Source organism: Vagococcus carniphilus, from assembly GCF_014397115.1.
Lineage (GTDB): Bacteria > Bacillota > Bacilli > Lactobacillales > Vagococcaceae > Vagococcus > Vagococcus carniphilus.
Genome location: NZ_CP060720.1, coordinates 733,854 through 747,628 on the forward strand (window position 1 = coordinate 733,854; position 13,775 = coordinate 747,628).

15 protein-coding genes are annotated in these 13,775 nt (G+C 33.3%); 11 read left to right on the plus strand and 4 right to left on the minus strand.

Translation table 11 applies throughout. From position 1 onward, the window contains the following. Positions 1 to 171 precede the first annotated feature (171 nt). Positions 172 to 741, plus strand: coding sequence for a TetR/AcrR family transcriptional regulator (locus tag H9L18_RS03750; RefSeq protein ID WP_126790896.1), 570 nt, complete (start codon positions 172 to 174; stop codon positions 739 to 741). Positions 742 to 844: 103 nt separating this feature from the next. Here H9L18_RS03750 and H9L18_RS03755 read toward each other — a convergent pair whose 3' ends face one another. After that, positions 845 to 1,294, minus strand: a complete 450-nt coding sequence (locus H9L18_RS03755; protein ID WP_126790894.1) for a flavodoxin — start codon at positions 1,292 to 1,294, stop codon at positions 845 to 847. 159 nt (positions 1,295 to 1,453) lie between these two features. Here H9L18_RS03755 and map point away from each other — a divergent pair, with 159 nt between their 5' ends. Continuing rightward, positions 1,454 to 2,203, plus strand: coding sequence for a type I methionyl aminopeptidase (gene map / locus H9L18_RS03760; protein WP_126790892.1), 750 nt, complete (start codon positions 1,454 to 1,456; stop codon positions 2,201 to 2,203). Between the two features lie 15 nt (positions 2,204 to 2,218). Beyond that, entirely contained in the window at positions 2,219 to 3,139 is a 921-nt protein-coding gene (locus tag H9L18_RS03765; RefSeq protein ID WP_126790890.1) for a YihY/virulence factor BrkB family protein, read from the plus strand. A 15-nt stretch (positions 3,140 to 3,154) separates the two neighbouring features. On the opposite strand, the gene H9L18_RS03770 is transcribed toward H9L18_RS03765, so the two are convergent. Next, positions 3,155 to 3,631 (minus strand): MarR family transcriptional regulator, encoded by a 477-nt coding sequence (locus H9L18_RS03770; protein ID WP_126790888.1) that lies wholly within the window; start codon positions 3,629 to 3,631, stop codon positions 3,155 to 3,157. A 14-nt stretch (positions 3,632 to 3,645) separates the two neighbouring features. Then, on the minus strand, positions 3,646 to 4,272 hold the full coding sequence (locus tag H9L18_RS03775; RefSeq protein ID WP_126790886.1) for an NAD(P)H-dependent oxidoreductase: 627 nt from the start codon (positions 4,270 to 4,272) through the stop codon (positions 3,646 to 3,648). A gap of 242 nt (positions 4,273 to 4,514) precedes the next feature. On the opposite strand from H9L18_RS03775, the gene H9L18_RS03780 reads away from it, so the two are divergent. The 4 genes from H9L18_RS03780 to H9L18_RS03795 are packed head-to-tail and all read left to right on the plus strand — an operon-like array spanning position 4,515 to position 8,148. After that, positions 4,515 to 5,387, plus strand: coding sequence for a helix-turn-helix domain-containing protein (locus H9L18_RS03780; protein ID WP_126790884.1), 873 nt, complete (start codon positions 4,515 to 4,517; stop codon positions 5,385 to 5,387). Between the two features lie 2 nt (positions 5,388 to 5,389). Continuing rightward, on the plus strand, positions 5,390 to 6,310 hold the full coding sequence (locus H9L18_RS03785) for an FAD:protein FMN transferase (protein WP_185847375.1): 921 nt from the start codon (positions 5,390 to 5,392) through the stop codon (positions 6,308 to 6,310). A 29-nt stretch (positions 6,311 to 6,339) separates the two neighbouring features. Next, the gene (locus H9L18_RS03790) at positions 6,340 to 6,948 is read left to right on the plus strand and encodes an NADPH-dependent FMN reductase (RefSeq protein ID WP_126790882.1); all 609 of its coding nucleotides are present in this window, start codon (positions 6,340 to 6,342) and stop codon (positions 6,946 to 6,948) included. 15 nt (positions 6,949 to 6,963) lie between these two features. After that, positions 6,964 to 8,148, plus strand: coding sequence for an NADPH-dependent oxidoreductase (locus tag H9L18_RS03795; protein WP_126790880.1), 1,185 nt, complete (start codon positions 6,964 to 6,966; stop codon positions 8,146 to 8,148). A 42-nt stretch (positions 8,149 to 8,190) separates the two neighbouring features. Here H9L18_RS03795 and H9L18_RS03800 read toward each other — a convergent pair whose 3' ends face one another. Further along, a complete protein-coding gene (locus H9L18_RS03800; RefSeq protein WP_126790878.1) occupies positions 8,191 to 9,321 on the minus strand; it encodes a glycosyltransferase family 4 protein in 1,131 nt (376 codons plus the stop codon). Positions 9,322 to 9,499: 178 nt separating this feature from the next. On the opposite strand from H9L18_RS03800, the gene H9L18_RS03805 reads away from it, so the two are divergent. The 4 genes from H9L18_RS03805 (at position 9,500) to H9L18_RS03820 (ending at position 13,769) form a co-directional block, all read left to right on the plus strand. Next, positions 9,500 to 10,663 carry an LCP family protein gene (locus tag H9L18_RS03805; protein WP_185847374.1) on the plus strand — a complete coding sequence of 388 codons (1,164 nt, stop codon included), beginning with the start codon at positions 9,500 to 9,502 and terminating at the stop codon, positions 10,661 to 10,663. 205 nt (positions 10,664 to 10,868) lie between these two features. Beyond that, positions 10,869 to 11,912 carry an ABC transporter ATP-binding protein gene (locus H9L18_RS03810; protein ID WP_126791313.1) on the plus strand — a complete coding sequence of 348 codons (1,044 nt, stop codon included), beginning with the start codon at positions 10,869 to 10,871 and terminating at the stop codon, positions 11,910 to 11,912. Continuing rightward, positions 11,893 to 13,032, plus strand: coding sequence for a CDP-glycerol glycerophosphotransferase family protein (locus H9L18_RS03815; protein ID WP_185847373.1), 1,140 nt, complete (start codon positions 11,893 to 11,895; stop codon positions 13,030 to 13,032). The genes H9L18_RS03810 and H9L18_RS03815 overlap by 20 nt, the downstream gene beginning before the upstream one ends. Next, complete coding sequence (locus tag H9L18_RS03820; RefSeq protein ID WP_126790872.1) at positions 13,029 to 13,769, plus strand: WecB/TagA/CpsF family glycosyltransferase; 741 nt, start codon at positions 13,029 to 13,031, stop codon at positions 13,767 to 13,769. The genes H9L18_RS03815 and H9L18_RS03820 overlap by 4 nt, the downstream gene beginning before the upstream one ends. The last annotated feature ends 6 nt before the right edge of the window (positions 13,770 to 13,775 follow it).

Sequence of the window (13,775 nt, forward strand, 5' to 3'; positions counted from 1 at the left end):
ACTTACAAAAAAAATTAAATTTTTTTAAAAAATGACAAAATTTTTACATAAATTAATTGTATTATTAGAAATACATGATACAATTAAGTTAGGATAGAAAAACAAAAAAGTTTTTTTATTTGAATTGTTTTTTTACAAAAAAAAATAAAATTAAAAAGGTGGGTGTGTCTTATGGCTAGAAGAAAAACAATCACAAGAGAACATATTTTAAATGCTACTCATGAAGTTGTTGCAACGGAAGGATTTTCAGGTTTTACAGCACGTAACATTGCCAGCAAAATGAAAAGTTCGACACAACCGATTTATTTAGAGTTTAAAAACATGGAAGAATTGCGAGAGGCTTTTTTTGAAGAAGTTGAAGATTATTTGAGAAATGAAGTTTTTAACAAAGAAGTTTCAGGGGATCCAATCATCGACTTAACTCTAAATTATGTCGAGTTTGCACGGAAAGAAAAGATGTTATTCCGCGCATTATTTGTTGAAGATCACGCTGGTGGTCAATTGTTAAATGAGTTTGGGTTAAAGATGTTTATCGAAAAAGCAAAAGACTCAGAATTATATCAAGGGGTTTCAGATGAGGAATTGAACACGGCCTTTCTAGGTAACTGGATTACAGCAACTGGCTTAGCGTCACTTGCGACAAGTGAAAGAATTCATCCGACAACTGAAGAGATGGTAAGTATTTTGAATATCGTAAACAAATCAATCAAGAGAAACCCAACATTTACGATTACTATGTAATCGGACTTGTTTGGCGCCTATTCGTTCGGAAAAGGCGCCTTTTTTTATTGTGAACAAAACAAAAAACCATCAATATTTTTTTAGAATAAAGATGGTTTTTTATCTAATTTAATTTACTTTTTTCAACTAAAATTTTCGCAAATGATTGAAGAGCTACAATATCTTGTTCTTCAGGTGCAAGTTCAACCTTAACAGATTGAGCACCTTTAGTAGCGCCAACAGAAGCGAATGCTTTATCAAATTGATCAACTACTTGGCAGAAGTATGGATAAAATGTATCCCCACTACCAACAACACCGTAAACTTTTCCAGTTAAATCAAGGTCTAATAATTCTTCATGGAAATCAATAATTTCATCTGGTAGTAAAAAGTCGTCATACGTATAAGAAGCCACAATACAAATGTCAGCATCTAAAAAGTCAGCTGCATCTACTTGGGTACATTCGTTAACTTCAACCTCGACATCATGTGATTCTAAAGCCTCAGCAACGATATCTGCAATTTCCTCTGTGTTACCAGTAAGACTTGCATAAACGATTTTAGCAACAGTCACTAAAAAAACCCCTTTCATTAATAAATCTAATCAAATTATATCAAATTTGATGATTTTTTCAATGAAATTAAGCCTCGGTAGACTACGGAAGCTATTTGGCGTATCTAATGGTTTGTGCTAAAATGATAATGCTAATTAAGAGAAAGTGGGGAAATATAAATGATTACATTAAAATCACCAAGAGAGATTGAAATGATGGCTGATTCAGGAGCTGTTTTGGCAAGTGTTCATCGTGCGTTACGTGATTTTATCAAACCAGGGATTACAAGCTGGGATATTGAGTTATTCGTTCATGACATCATCAAAAAAAATAATGCTGTAGCAGCTCAAATCGGTTTTGAAGGTTATAAATATGCTACTTGTTGTAGTATCAATGATGAAATTTGTCATGGTTTTCCACGTAAAGAAGTCCTAAAAGATAATGACTTAATCAAAGTTGATATGTGTGTGGAATATAAAGGTGCGATGTCTGATTCATGTTGGGCATATGTTGTAGGAGAGTCTACACCAGAGATCGACCATTTAATGGCAGTAACTGAAAAAGCTTTATACTTAGGAATTGAACAAGCACAAGTTGGTAACCGAATCGGTGACATTGGTCATGCGATTCAAACTTATGTAGAAGGTGAAAACCTTTCTGTCGTAAGAGACTTCATAGGTCACGGCATTGGACCAACAATCCATGAAGCGCCACAAGTACCTCACTACGGAGAAAAAGGAAAAGGTCTTCGTCTAAAAGAAGGTATGGTTATTACGATTGAACCAATGGTAAATACTGGTACTTGGCAAATGAAAATGGATAATAATGGCTGGACTGCTCGCACTAAAGATGGCGGTTTATCATGTCAATATGAACATACATTAGCTATCACTAAAGAGGGACCTAAATTATTAACTTTACAAGACTAAACAAGGAGTAACTACATGGAGCAGCAAGAAAAGAAAAGACCTAGTTGGAAAGAGTCTTTTAAAATATTTTTCGAAACGTTTCAACAGGCAGAAGTAAATATCTATGCCATTGTAATTACATACTATTTACTGCTATCTTTCTTTCCTTTGCTGATTGCATTAGGAAATATTCTTCCTTTTTTGAATTTAAGTAAAGAAAGTGTTTTACCTTATATAAAAGAACTATTACCACCATATATTTATGGAACTATGAAAGACATTATTGGTAATTTGCTTGAAAAAAGTAATGGTGGATTACTTTCTATTTCTGCTATTGGTACATTTTGGGCGATGAGTAAGGGAATTAACGCGATACGAATTAGCTTGGATAAAGCTTATGGTGTAAGTCGAGAAAGCTTGCAATTTATTCGTCGAATTTTTTCTTTTTTAATGGTATTTATTCTGATATTCGCTATCTTTTTATTACTATTAATTATGGGATTTGGACAAACGATTTTAGAGTACATTCTACCCATATTTGGCCAACCAGAAGAGATTTTAACAACCTTTAAAGCCTTAAAATGGCCTGTTACTTCATCTGTACTTCTTGTCACGATATTTATGCTGTTTTATTTTGTTCCAAGTGCTAAGGTTCATTTTAAAACGATTATCCCAGGAACTATCTTTACAACACTTGGTTGGATGGGAGTTACTCAATTCTACGGTATATATATCACGTATTTTTCTAAGCGAATCAATAGTTACGGATTGATTGGAAGTGTTATTTTCTTCATTTTATGGTTAAACATTGCCGCAACACTGATTATTATCGGTGGTGTCATCAATGTCACCTTTGAAAAAATAATTTATGGAGAAATAAAGCAAAAACGAAGTGTATTAAGAGAATACATTGAAAAGAAATTACCTAAAAAAATCAAAGAAGAAGACCCTAAATAACGGTCTTCTTCTTTTTTATTCGCCTTGAACAGATAACTCACTAACTTTTTTGATGTAGGAAAAAATAGTTTGTTGTTCTTCAGCATTAAATTGATGAATAATATCAAGATTTTTTTGATAAATTTTTTGAACTAACTTGTCATAAGCTTCATAAACCAGTTGTCCTTGTGATGTTAACATATAAAATTTTTCTTTTTGATTATCTGATTTTTGCGTGACTTCAATCAGTGAGTCATTTAGCAAACGCTTGCTGATTCGAGAGACACCACCTCGAGTGACATTTAAACTTTCAGCGATAGTTGCTGGGTTTTGATCCTTATGCCTGCCTATTTCATAAAGAACATTGAGAGAGAGAATAGAATGTTTTTTGATAACAGCTTTTAACTTTGGAGACTTAATTTGCTCTAGTAGCCAATCTTGATTCATTTCGAGAGGTTCACCATATCTTAAAAATTGCATCGTTTGAATAATTTCCTTTTCTATTTCTTTCACTTTTTCCCAGTCCTTTAAAACGTATTTGCTATTAGTTTAGCTTTTTCTTTAGCTGCATTCAAGATGTCTTCAGCTTTTTCAGGTTGAGCACTCATACCTTCAATATAAATGGAATCAATTTCAGAACAACCAAAACGATTTAAAGTATTTTTTAAATATTCTGCTCCTAAATCCGTTTGATGATTAGGGTGATAATATCCCCCAGCAGCTTGAATATGTACAACCTTTCTATCTGGTAAAAGTCCTACTAAACCATCTTCAGTATATTTAAATGTTTTACGAGCTACTGAGACTAAGTCGATATATTGTTTCATTTCTGCTGGTAAAAAATGATTATACATAGGGTTTACAAAAACATATTTATCATGATTAATAAATTCTTCCAACCAATCATGGTGTTTAGTCATCATTTCTTGTTGAATAGATGACAAGTCGTGAGAGTTAGCTTGTTTTAGTTTTAACCAGGCATCAAAAGTGATGTCATTAATAGGTGGTACCCCATCTGTGTAGACATTTCGAATCGTGACATTGTCCTCTGGATTTTTTTCTTTATAAGTGGAAATAAAGCTATCTGCAACAGTTAACGAATAAGAAAAATCTTCTGTCTTCGGATGAGCTTGAATGATTAATACATTTGCCATAAAGTTACCTCCTGTAATATTGTTTACGTGTAAACAATAAGATGAGTTTGAGAAAAAAGCAACAAATAATTGAGAATCACTATCATTTGTTCTAATAAGATAGGGGTTATTTAGATATATATTCATTTTTTATCAAAATAATATATAAAATTTTATATAAAACATTTGACTTAAATTATATATCGAGATATTATTATGGCAAGAAACATGTGAAAAAAAGAACAATAGGAGTGGTAAATAAAATGAATGTTGATACTTTTATTGATGCGAGGAAAGCTAAGGGAATGTCCCAAAGTGAGTTGGCTGATGGTATTTGTACACAAGCGACACTAAGTCGATTTGAAAATAATGGGCAAGCACCAAGTTTAAAAATACTACTAAAACTTTGTAACCGGTTAAATTTATCTATTGGAGAAATATTTCCAAAAGTTGGAGTAAAAAATTCTGAAGTTGTTGAAGCAATGAATCAAGTAGAATTTTACTTTATTACAAGTGAGTATAAAAAAGCTCAAAAGATTCTAGATGATATTAAGGTTGAAAAAGAAGTAGATTCGGATTTGTATCTACGGTTCTTATACTTAAAAGGGTTTTTAATGATATTTAATAATGAGCCAGTGACAGAGATTTTATTTAATTTTGATCAAATTTTATTAGAAGAAGAAATAAAAGAAGGTAATATTTTTAGTTTATTAGCATATACAGGAATCGGAATGACTTATAGTCGTGAGAAAGATTATGAAAAAGCAGAATATTATTTTAGTAAAGTAATCGAAAAAATTTATTATTGTCCAACAAATACAGTAGAAGACACATGGCGTGTTTTAAATATTGTCTTTCATAGTGGTGTTTTTTATGCAGATATCAAAGAGCTAGAAGCAAGTAATGCTTTGTTAGAGTATGCTATTACGATATGCTCAGAAAATCACTTGACGTATTACTTAGCAAGAGCTGCTTTTCAACTTGCTTTAAATAGTGTTGAAGAAAATCAACCTAATGAGATTGTTTTGGAGAGACTTTATGATGCACGAGCGTATGCGAAAATCAATCAAAATCATGTATTACTAAAAGAAATTGAGAACCTAGAACCTCAATTTAAAAAGAAGGATAAAAATTAGAAATGGCATGGTCTAAAGAACAAATTCATTTAATGGGTACAGTTATCGATATTATGATCGAGCACGAAGAACCAACTATTTTGCTGAATAACTGTGTGGAAGAATTGAAGTGCTATGAAAAAATGTTTAGTGCCAATAGTCAAACTTCAGAACTAATGGCCATTAATTTACAAGCAGGAAAAAGCGAAGTTAAGGTTCACAGAAATTTATTTGAATTAATCAAATTAGGAAAAGAGCATAGTCTACCGGTAGATAGCCATTTGAATATTGCGATAGGACCTCTAACTCAAGCTTGGCATATTGGTTTTGAAGATGCTCGAGTTCCAGAACAAGCTGAAATAACAAGTCTATTAAAAAAAATTAACCCTAATAGAATCCATTTGAACGGAGCAAATCAATCCATTTATTTAGAAGAAGAAACCTCTATTGATTTAGGTGCTTTAGCAAAAGGTTACATAGCGGATTTGATGGTTGCAGATTTAAAAAGGAAGCAAGTGACATCAGGAATGATTAATTTGGGCGGAAATGTACTAGTTTTTGGAAATCCACCAAACGAGAATCGAGATGAATGGTATATAGAAGTTCAAGTGCCTGAACAAAGTCAAAGTAAAGAACGATTTTTAATGAAGGTTAACGATAAATCAATCGTGACTTCTGGTGTTTACGAACGAGTATTGAAAAAAGGGAATCAAGTTTATCACCATATAATCAACCCAAGTACGGGGTATCCTGTTGACACTGATGTACTAAGTCTAACCATTCTCTCAGATAAATCAGTAGAAGGCGAGATTTGGACAACTCGCTTATTTGGAAAAAAAGCAGAAGAGATGATCAAGGAAATTAACCAGACTAAAGGTATTGAAGGTATTGTTATCACTAAGACAATGTCCTACTTATCAGCTGGTATAAAACAATATTTATAAAAATTGAAATAGTGAAAGGAAAGAGACAAATGAAAAAAATGATTGGTATCGTAGGAACTAACTCTGATAACTCAACCAATAGAGAGTTACTGAAATTTATGGCAAGACATTTTAAAGATGTAGCAGAAATTGAGGTTGTAGAAATTAAAGAGATACCTCTATTTAACAAACCAGAATCTAAAGAGGTTCCACCACTTATTAAAGAATTAGCCCAAAAAATCGAAGCTTCTGATGGCGTTATTATCAGCACACCGGAATATGATCATGCAGTACCAGCTTCTTTGATGAATGCTTTAAACTGGTTGTCTTATCACATCTATCCATTTGTTGATAAACCAGTAATGATTACAGGAGCGTCTTACGGGACATTAGGATCATCTAGAGCTCAACAACATCTAAGACAAACGTTGGATTCACCTGAATTAAAAGCTCGCATTATGCCTAGTTCTGAATTTTTATTAAGTCACTCCTTACAAGCTTTTGATGATGAGGGAAACTTAAAAGATCAAATACAAATTAAAAAATTAGAAGGATTATTCAGTGATTTTGTTCTTTTTTCTGAAATGGTCAAAACATTTAACCAAACTCACTTGTTGAATAAAAAAGAAGCTGAAAATTTTTCTTGGGAAAATTTATAAAAAGGAGATAACATCATGAAATTAGTAGGAATTGTAGGATCAAATGCTGAAGTATCATATAATAGAATGTTGTTAAATTATATGTCAAAAGAATTCAAGTCTCTTGTAGAAATTGAAGTGCTAGAGATAGCTGATATACCTTTATTTAATCAAAGTAAAGATGAAACAATGAGTGCTCCTATTCAAAAATTAAATCAAAAAATATTAGCAGCAGATGGTGTGATTATTGCGACACCTGAGCATAATCGAACTATCCCAGCAGCTCTAAAAAGTGTGCTAGAATGGCTATCTTTTAATATTCATCCATTAGAAGACAAACCTGTAATGATTGTAGGAGCATCATATTATGATCAAGGATCTTCGCGTGCGCAGCTTGATTTGCGTCAGATTTTAGATGCGCCAGGAGTAAATGCCATGGTATTACCAGGTAATGAGTTCTTACTTGGAAAAGTAAAAGAAGCTTTTGATGATAAAGGAAATTTAAAAGATAATCAGACTAAAAAGTTTTTAGCAAGTACCCTGATTAAATTTATTCAATTTGTTACCCTCGTTAATAAATTGGATGAAGCAGATAAACCAAAAGCTGAACCAGAGGATTTACATGCTACAGGAAAAATAGCAACTACCATTGAAGATGTTGATATGAGTGCAGGAGATTGGGTAGAACAAGCAGCTGAAAAAGTAGGGGCAGTAGAAGGTGATACTTATGTTAAATTGAATCGAGGCATTTTAACAGTTGATCAAATTAATTATTTCCTATCATCAATGCCGATGGAGTTAACATATGCTGATAGTAATAATCAATTTCTTTATTATAATCATGTGTCGGAAGCTGATGAGATGTTCGCGTCTAGAACGCCTGATCAAGTAGGAAACCCACTAGCTAACTGTCACCCAGAAGCCGCACTTAAAGGCGTGGAGTGGGTGATACAAGAGTTAAGAACAGGAGCTACAGATTGTGTCCGAGTAAACGTTCCGACTCATGGACCAGATAAATTTGTGGTTCATAATTATCAAGCCATTCATGATAATGATGGAAATTATGCTGGTATCAATGAATATATTTTAGATTTTAAACCAATAGTTGATTGGTATTTAAAACAAACAGGACAAACCTTAGTAGGAGATGTGAATGCTGTATCTAGTGCTTCTAAAAAGGATGAAGCAGACGCAGTATCAAGTGCCTCAGTTAAGGGATAAAAAATAAGAGTATGGAGCAGTTCTAATGACTACTTCATACTCTTATTTCTTTTTTTCTTCTCTTTTCTTCAACACTTCTTTTCGGTAGGCTTTATTTCCAAGAAATTTAAGAGCATTTAAAAGAGGTTGTTTATCAACGCCAGTTAAGCCAATCATTTCGATGAAAATTTGTAAACCGAACAGACAAGCAATCGTTAAAAGAATCGTTGCCCATGTGTTAGTAAACATGTAAAGAAGAGCGATAATTGAAAAAATAAGTGCCATACAATAGATGGCTAAAACAGCTCCTCGATGAGTAAAACCCAAAGAAATCAAACGATGATGCAGATGCATTTTATCAGCCGAAGAGATAGGGCGTTTATTAAGACGTCTTCTAATCATCGCAAACAAAGTATCTGTGATAGGTACACCTAAAATAATAAGTGGTGTAATCAACGTGATGAACGTGGCATTTTTAAGTCCCTGTATAGAAAGAACTGAAATTAAAAAGCCGAGTTGCAAAGCACCCGTGTCCCCCAAAAATATTTTGGCTGGATAGAAATTAAAAGGGAAAAATCCTAGTACACTCATTAATAAAATAAAAATAGCCAGTGGAACTTGAAGTTGAACAGCGCCTGTTGAAGAAGCTACGTAACCAACAATCCCAATGGTAGTTAAGGCAATGATTGAGATACCAGAGGCCAAACCATCTAAACCATCCACAAGATTAATAGCATTAGTTAAACCGACAATCCAAAGTACCGTAATTGGATAACTTAACCAATCTAAAGGAACAAGTCCAATATGTGGCAAAGTAATTGTACTTACAGTGATATCAAAAACAAAGCAAACATAAAGGGCAGCAATCATCACGCCAATTAATTTTTGTCTTGGTTTTAATTCGAAGATGTCATCAATCAATCCTGTCAAGACAACAATTCCAGATGAGATGACTAAATGAATCGCATATCTAAAGGGAATTAAGTCAGGGAATAGAAAAAGGATTGAAATAGAAAAAGCAATATAAATAGCTAGCCCACCTGCTGTAGGCATAGGGACTTTATTGATTCTTCTAGAGTTTGGTTTATCTACTGCACCAATTTTTAAAGAAAGTTTTTTTATTAAAGGTGTCATTAAAAATGCTAGGATCATAGTTAAAAATAAACGCAAGGCTATTTTTAAAAGAAAATCCATATATTATTTACCTACTTTCACAATTCAACAAGTATTATACACGAGATTTGGGCTCTAAACAATGCGGAAATTTGTTAGGAATTTCTTAAAATATTTAAAAATACCGATATTATCTATTTTTGAAAGATACCCTATGTTATACTATCTAAGAATAATTGAAGACGTAGGAGTTTTGACTTTGACAAAAGATAAAAGAAGAAATAAACGAAGAGATAAACAAAAAGAGAACGAACCCTTAGCAATCGAGTACAATGAAGATCGAGACTTTAATAGAAGAAGAAATAATGCAAAGCCTAAAAAGAATAATATTTGGGTAACTATGGGAAAAGGACTAGTCATTGTTTTACTACTGGCTATCTTAGGCGGTGTTGTCTATTTTGTGAAAGGTTTAATGGATACAAATGATTTCCTAAATAAATCTTATACACCAAGATCCTCTAAATCGGTAGAAAATGATAAAATAGACGTTCAAAAGGACCCAATATCAGTCTTAATCTTAGGGCTAGATGACAATAGTGAACGAGAACTAGGTAGTGCGAGAACAGATTCGATGCTGCTATTAACAATCAATCCAACAGAAGAGCTAGTCACAATGACAAGTATTCCTCGTGATACGTACACACAAATCGAGTCAAAAGAATTTGTTGGAAAAGATAAAATTAACTCGGCATTTGCTTATGGTGGGATTGATTCAACCATTGATGCTGTTGAAAACTTACTAAACGTTCCAATTAACTATTATGCAACAGCAGACTTTAGAGCCTTTAACAATATTGTAGATGCCTTAGGTGGTGTTGAGATTGATGTGCCGTTTACTTTAACGGAACAAAACTCAAAAGGTGAGAAGGTTGTTGAGTTAAAAGAAGGAAAACATCTACTTAACGGAGAAGAAGCTTTAGCCTTCTCAAGAACTCGTTACATTGATAACGATATCGAACGTGGTAAAAGACAACAACAAGTGCTAGAAGCGATTGCTAAAAAAGCAATGGATGTTGGAACAATTGCAAAATATAAGAGTATTTTAGAAGCATTAGATGGTCATATCAAAACAGATATGCCATCAAACAAAATATTATCAGTGGCTCAATCAGGTTTAACAAAAGATTACAAATTTGATTCTTATGCCTTTTCATGGGTTGGATTTGATTATGCTCCATTTGGTGAACCAATCAGCATGGTTGCCCTTCACCAAGATAGTATTGATTATATCTCACACAGATTTAGAGTTTCTCTTGGTCTAGATAAAAAAGACAAACGAGATGAACCGGGATATAAATATGAAACAGACGGTGTTGTATCACCTGAAACATTCCCAAATGATGGGGCAGCAGTTATTAACTAAAAAATAAAGAAAAGGAAAGGCAAAACGATGACATGGTTTTAACCCTTTCCTTTTTTTGTTGATAAAAACTAAGAATCTTATAAAATTCTTTAGTATTTTTGAAAAATAATGTATTTTAGTGTAAAATCTCTATGAGGTTTCAATGATACAAAGATAGGATGAGACAACTTTGAAACAAGAAGAGAATGTAAAAGTTCAATTAACAATGATCACAAAAGAATATGATCTATATAAGAAAAAATCAGACAAAATTAAAGCACTCTTTAAATTTTCTGAAAAAAGTGTTCCTCATTTTTGGGGACTCAAAGGTATTGATTTAAAAGTCTATGCAGGAGAAGCAGTTGGTCTAATCGGGATTAATGGTTCAGGTAAATCAACTCTTTCTAATATCCTAGCAGGGATAATTCCGCAAACGACAGGACAAATGATGATCGACGGAGAAACCTCAATAATTGCGATTGGGGCAGGGTTAAAACCTCAATTAACTGGAAAAGAAAATATTCGATTAAAATGTTTGATGAGTGGATTTACCAATGAACAAATTGACGACATGATGGAAGATATTAAAGCATTTGCTGACTTGGGCGATTTTATTGATCAACCTGTAAAAAATTACTCAAGTGGGATGCGCTCTCGATTAGGTTTTGCGATTGCCGTGCATAACAATCCAGATGTTTTAATCATTGATGAGGCTCTTTCTGTTGGGGATGATACTTTCTATCAAAAATGTGTGGAACGTATTTTGAAATTCAAATCAGAAGGTAAAACAATCTTCTTCGTTTCCCATTCATTATCACAAATTGAAAAGTTATGTGACAAAGTAGCTTGGATTCATTACGGTGAGCTAAGGGAATATGGTGAAACAAAAGAAGTAGTAGAACATTATAATGATTTTATTAAATGGTTTAGAAAACAAAGTGCAGCAGATAAGAAAAAATACCAAGAAGACTATAAGGTAAAACAAGTTGAATTCAATGAAGAAGAATTAAAGAAAATTGCTATGGAAAGAAACCATGATGAAGCGGCTCTAAAGGGACCTGCTATTGGGAAGATGTCAATCTTAACGAAGCTTCTTTTAGTGGCAATGCTACTTTCAATGATGTTATTTGGTTATCTCCACTTAAGTGGTCGTGCCTTCTCATCTATTTTAGCTAAAGCAGATGAAACAAGCCAAGTGGCAACTAGCGAAACAACGTTGATTCAAGCAAGTACTCTTGGAATAGATGACCATGAAAAACTTTCTAGTTAGTCAGTTAAAAAATATCTATTCAGCTTATGTAAATAAGCTCTCTAGAAAAAGTCACTCGAAAGAATTGAAACAACAAGTGGTTTATTTATTGAGTTTTCCAAACAACAATCATGGTTTAATTGAAGAGTTAAACGAAAAATACCCTGTTGTTGTTTGCTATACGAAAAATATGGCAAGTGAAGCACTAGTATTAAAAGAACTAGGCATTGAAATTCACTTGATTGATAGCTTTAGTGGTTTAAGAGAAACAGTGCAGGCTGTTAGTGAGAGTCAAGTAGTTCTAGCAGACAATTATTTTGCTTTTCTAGGTGATATAGAAAAGCAAGAGAGTCAGAGTTTCTTTCAAATCTGGCATGCTACTGGAGCGATTAAACAATTTGGTTTGGAAGATGTCAAAAGTAAAGCGCGATCTAAGAGTGATCAAGAACGATTTAAGCGTGTTTACAATAGCTTTGATTACTTTGTTGTTGGGTCAAAAAAAATGGGTGAGGTCTTCATTAGAAGCTATGGTGTGAAGGAATCCAACATTTGTTACACGGGTTTTCCAAGAACTGACTATCTACTAAAGGAAGTAAAAGAAAAGAATACTGAATCTACTCAGACGAAAATACTCTATTTACCAACCTATCGTCAGGAAAAGAATCAACACTTAACAGATGATATGGTAAAATTGGTGGAGAGTTTAGATGACACGTATTATCTGAAAATAAAAACACATCCTCATGAGGAGATAACTCAAGAGGAATTGATAAAAACATCTAGTCAGATTGAACTAGTTAAAAGTGATGAATCAGCAGATAAGCTCTTACTTGAGGCTGATATCTTAATAACAGATTATTCGTCTGTTGCTTTTGATTATAGTTTGATTAATCCAGCAGGTAAGCTGATATTTTATTGGTACGATGAAGCTCGTTACATAAAAGAAACAGGGCTTCAACCAAATATAAAAGAAAGCTTACCAAGTCAGGTATGTCACTCCATTGAAGAAGTGGTTGCTGAAATTAAGAGTCAACAACAAGATTTATCTCACTTCAATAAAATATGGAATACATACAATGATGGACAGGCTACAAAAAGACTGCTAGAGAAGATTGCAGAGAAAATGGATGGAAATACATGAGCTATAAACAAGAAGATATCTTAGGCGTTCCCGTCGATATTTTAACCATGTCAGATATCAAACGTGATTTACTGACTTATTTTGAAGAAAATAAAAAAATGACTTTAACGAGTGTGAACCCTCAGATTTTATTGATGGCAGAACAAAACGAAAAGGTTAAGGAATTTGTTAAAAATTCAACCCATAAAATTCCTGATGGCATTGGCTTAGTTAAGGTTTCAAAATGGACCAAAGGCCAGATTAAAACAAGAGTCGCAGGAATTGAAGTGATGCATGAAGTGCTTCATTTTGCTAACGAACACAAAAAGAGAATCTTTTTATTAGGCGCAAAACCAGAAGTGGCACAACGCGCTTCAGAAAATATTGCAAGAGATTTTCCAAATCTAACGGTGGCAGGTTGGATTGATGGTTACACGAAAATGAGTGACCATGATATTGTTAGTAAAATGAATCAAGCTCAGACAGATATGGTTTTTGTTGCAATGGGTAGCCCGAAACAAGAAGAATGGCTACAAAACAATCTATCTGTATTAAATGCGATTGTCTATCAAACTGTTGGCGGAAGTTTAGATGTCATTAGTGGCACAGTTAAACGAGCACCTGAGTTTTTTATTAAAACAAATCTAGAGTGGTTATATCGCTCATGCGCTAACCCGAAAAGATTTTACCGAATTTTTCAACTACCAGTCTTTGTCTTAAAAGCACTTAGCTGGAATCGGAAAAATGGGGAACATTAAGGAGAG